General features: G+C 38.4%; 3 protein-coding genes. All 3 read left to right on the top strand.

The window, feature by feature from the left end; genetic code table 11:
* Positions 1-70 precede the first annotated feature (70 nt).
* Positions 71-772: a GIY-YIG nuclease family protein gene (locus tag JU82_RS11880; protein ID WP_294892373.1), complete on the top strand. Its 702-nt coding sequence runs from the start codon at positions 71-73 to the stop codon at positions 770-772.
* 20 nt (positions 773-792) lie between these two features.
* Positions 793-1,170, top strand: a complete 378-nt coding sequence (locus tag JU82_RS06455) for a hypothetical protein (RefSeq protein ID WP_294892375.1) — start codon at positions 793-795, stop codon at positions 1,168-1,170.
* Positions 1,167-2,503: hypothetical protein (locus tag JU82_RS06460; protein ID WP_037948309.1), on the top strand; the 1,337-nt coding region annotated here is incomplete at its 3' end. The genes JU82_RS06455 and JU82_RS06460, both read left to right, overlap by 4 nt.

The following is a 2,503-nucleotide window of genomic DNA, read 5'->3' on the forward strand; positions in this document are numbered from 1 at the left end:
ACCACAGGAAGTGTGACATACGATTTCGACGAGGGTACAACGGTATGATAAAAAAACGTAACTTTGCGATATGAGGGAGAGGAAATATAATTACGTTTATAGAATAGTCAATAACCTTAACGGCATGGAATATGTTGGGGTTCATTCAACTGATAATATGAATGATAATTATATGGGGAGTGGTACATATTTACGGAATGCAATTAGGAAATATGGAGTTCAGCATTTTGTAAAAGAAATAATAAGAAAATTTGATACCAGAGGTGATGCGTTAAGTTATGAGGCTTATTTAGCTGATGAGACTTATGTGGGGAGATTAAATGTTTATAATCTTGTATTAGGGGGAGGAATGCCAATTGGCAGACACTTATCAATAAAGAAATTTAAACGGGGAGAAGAAAAACAACTATTTCTCAATTGGAGTGATGAGACAAGTGGTGAGGCACGCAAATATAAAAGGGATTATAATGCAAGCAGACCAATTAAGTTCTACATAGATCAAGAAAAGTATTTAAAGTATAAAAATAGAGTAAAACTAATAAGACGAATTTTAGAGGTTACTCATGGGATTACAAGACAAGATGAAATGAGATTTAAGATAACTGATTTCGTTTTAACCTCAATGCCCGAAATGTGTGATATAATAACAGACTTTTATAATGATAAACGTTATCATAAGGAGGCAATGAAAACATTGGATGTGCTTTATAAGAGGGGCTATTTTGATTTAAATAATGGATCAATGATTTGCATTAAATCATTTGCAGCATAATGACAGGCAGACCGTCAAAAATGACAGACAAGGTACTTGACGCTATTGAAGAGGTTATCAATGGCGAAATCCTGTTTATGACTGACGAGGAACTTGTAACTGAGATTAATGAACTATTGCCTGAGGAAAGTCGCTTTACATACGAGGCATTTAGTAAATGGAAGCGTGAAAAGAGCCAGTCAGAGAACCCATTATTTCCTCGCTTTTTACGCCTTATAAAAAAGGCTCTCATTGAACAGAAGAAAACTCTACTTATAAAACTCCAAACAGACGACAAAGCATGGCAGCGTTATGCGTGGATATTAGAGCGTAAGTTTGATGAGTGGAATATTAAGTCAAAGAGCGAGGTTGACCATAATGTGCGTGTCGTTCAATTACCTGATATTGTAATTCAATGATAACGCAAACCGTATCAGCGCCACAGAAAAGCATATTGACTTCGATAAGTGCTATCAATCTGTTTCTCAGCGGTGTAGGCAGCGGGAAAACTCATTTACTCGGAATAAAGACATATCAACTTATAAGAAAGTTCCCTAAGGTACGGGGCTTTATCGGAGCAAACACATATCTTCAGTTGGTTCAGTCAACTTTGTTTCGCATTCGTGAGTATTGGAAAAGCATAGGGATCGTAGAGTACGACAAAGAATCGCATCCCGAAGGTCAATACGTTGTAGGTAAAAAACCACCGGCTCATTTTAATGTCGAAGGTCACAACTTTGATGACTATTATGCTATTATTTCGTTTATCAATGGTTGTGTTATATTCATCGGGTCAATGGAGCGGGCTCAATCACACGAAGGAAAAGAGTTCGGTTGGGCGGTGCTTGACGAAACAAAAGATACGGACGAAAGCGACGTTAAGGAAATAATCATTGCCAGGATTCGTCAACGAGGAATGTATTTAGTTGACGGACAATTATCAGACACCGGCACACCGGCACAGCAATACAATCCGTTATTCATTGCAACGTCACCGGCAAAAGTAGACTGGATTAATGCATGGTTCAAATTGGATGAACATCTTGACGAGATCACAAACACAATTTATAGTAAAGATCGGTTCTTCAGTAAAAAAATAGATGATAAGTTTGTTTGTATATCTTCAACGTGGCACAACGTTCACAACGTCGGCGAGAATTACATCAACAATATCCTTTCAAACAATACCGAAGAACGGGGCCGTGCCTTGATTTATTCGAATCCTTTTACGCTCGTTGGCGGAGAGTTCTATTCATCATTTGACCGCCTTAAACACGTCGGGAAGTGTACCTACGACAAAACCAAACCTTTGCATATCTCGTTTGACCAGAACTCCGTGCCTTACAATAGCTGTTCTATCTGGCAATTCGAGCGCAAAGAAGATATTTGGTGGTCGTATTGCATTGACGAGATAGCTTTAGAGAACCCTAGGAACTCAACTGAGGAAGTATGTGAAGACATTTTAATGCGTTATGCCGGTCATAAGTCTGCTATTTACTATTACGGTGACGCATCAGGCAAGGCACGTTCAACGATGAACAAAGAGTTCAAACATCATTACGAGATCATTGAGTACAAGCTAAGGAGGTTTCTTGTCAATGGTTCAGCGAGGATGATGCGACAGAACCCTTCAATTACTAAGCGTCGTGACTTTATAAATCGTATCTTTGAAGAGAAATTACCGATAAGAATACTGATTGATGAAACGTGTAAATTGATGGTTGCTGACATGATGTACGTTAAACAGGACAT

The organism is Sulfuricurvum sp. MLSB, from assembly GCF_000747095.1.
Lineage (GTDB): Bacteria > Campylobacterota > Campylobacteria > Campylobacterales > Sulfurimonadaceae > Sulfuricurvum.